Origin of the sequence: Paraburkholderia sp. NMBU_R16 (assembly GCF_013282575.1) — a bacterium.
Classification (GTDB): Bacteria; Pseudomonadota; Gammaproteobacteria; order Burkholderiales; family Burkholderiaceae; genus Trinickia.
The window spans coordinates 1-1,242 of sequence record NZ_JAAAYE010000207.1 but is presented as its reverse complement, the minus strand read 5'-3'; the positions used below and the strand labels follow the sequence as shown (position 1 = coordinate 1,242).

Below are 1,242 nucleotides of genomic sequence, written 5' to 3'. Positions count from 1 at the left end.
GCGGCCGGCTTTGACCAACTCGACCATCTGCGCCCGAAATTCCGGCGCGTAGGGGTTGTGGTGCTTTCCCATGGCAGGCACCTCCTGTTCCAAAGGATAGGTGTCCACGAAACCGGGTCAACTCCAGGTTCGCAGGCTGATGCAGGCACACGGCATTCGTGCTCGGCATAAGCGCCGCTACAAGGCGACGACGAACAGCAAGCACAAGCTGCCGGTGGCGGAGAACGTGCTGGCCCGTCAGTTCGAGACGGAGTCGCCGAATCAGGTCTGGACAGTGGACATCACGTACATTCCAACCGGTGAAGGCTGGCTGTATCTGGCTGTCGTCATGGACTTGTATAGCAGGATGATCGTCGGCTGGGCGATGGATGAACGGATGACGCGGGAGCTGGCGATGGAAGCGTTACGGATGGCGAAATTCCGTCGCAAACCCGCCCCCGGTCTGCTGCATCATTCGGATCGTGGCAGCCAGTATTGCAGCGGAGACTATCAGGCGCTACTGGCCGAATATGGCATGCGTTGCTCGATGAGCCGCAAGGGAAATTGTTGGGACAACGCGCCGATGGAAAGCTTCTTCAACAGTCTGAAAAACGAACGGGTATTCCATGAGCGCTATGGCACTCGCGATGCAGCCCGGCGCGATCTGTTCGAGTACATCGAGGGGTTCTACAATCGCCGCCGCCGGCATTCTTCGATTGGCTATCGCACGCCGGTTCAGCAGTATGAAGCCTGGTTCGAGGAAGAGAAATTAGCAGCGTAGGTGCTACGTTGGTAGCCGGAAAACGCGCCCAAGCTCACCATAGCCCGACATTTCACCTCCTCTCGATAAATAAAATTATGATATTCCAGCACATGGCAGAAACAGAGAAAAACGCGAAATACTGCTCTACTTCACGAATTTCGCGATCGACGCCTGCCTTTAAATTTAACCTAAATCGCACAACTCATTGACTCATACTTTACATGAGCTTCAGTGTCTAAACGCTCGCCCACAGCGCGAACCAATCTTCGACGAGCAGACCGCTCGAGTTGATTGTTGGCATTCTCGACAGAGCCTCCCATGGCCCTATTCTTCCCAACTGATTCGCGCTCAACGTTGAGCTGTCGCTTAACGTCATTCCATTACACACAAGTCTGCTGCTCGAGCTCACGCGCGTATCTGATACCAGCAGCAAAATCCACCACGCGCTGCATGCCTAGCCAGATGGTCTTGACGCCAGGCTCGCCGTCGCCTTTGCGGGC

1 protein-coding gene and 1 pseudogene are annotated in these 1,242 nt (G+C 55.5%); one reads left to right on the top strand and one right to left on the bottom strand.

Annotated features, from left to right (window positions below; all coding sequences use genetic code 11):
• Positions 1 to 115 precede the first annotated feature (115 nt).
• Positions 116 to 760: pseudogene (locus GWC77_RS27850) on the top strand (IS3 family transposase); the annotation flags it as partial.
• 362 nt (positions 761 to 1,122) lie between these two features.
• Here the strand turns inward: GWC77_RS27850 and GWC77_RS27845 are convergent.
• Positions 1,123 to 1,242 (bottom strand): IS4 family transposase (locus tag GWC77_RS27845; protein ID WP_173258848.1); only part of this gene is annotated, 120 nt, incomplete at its 5' end.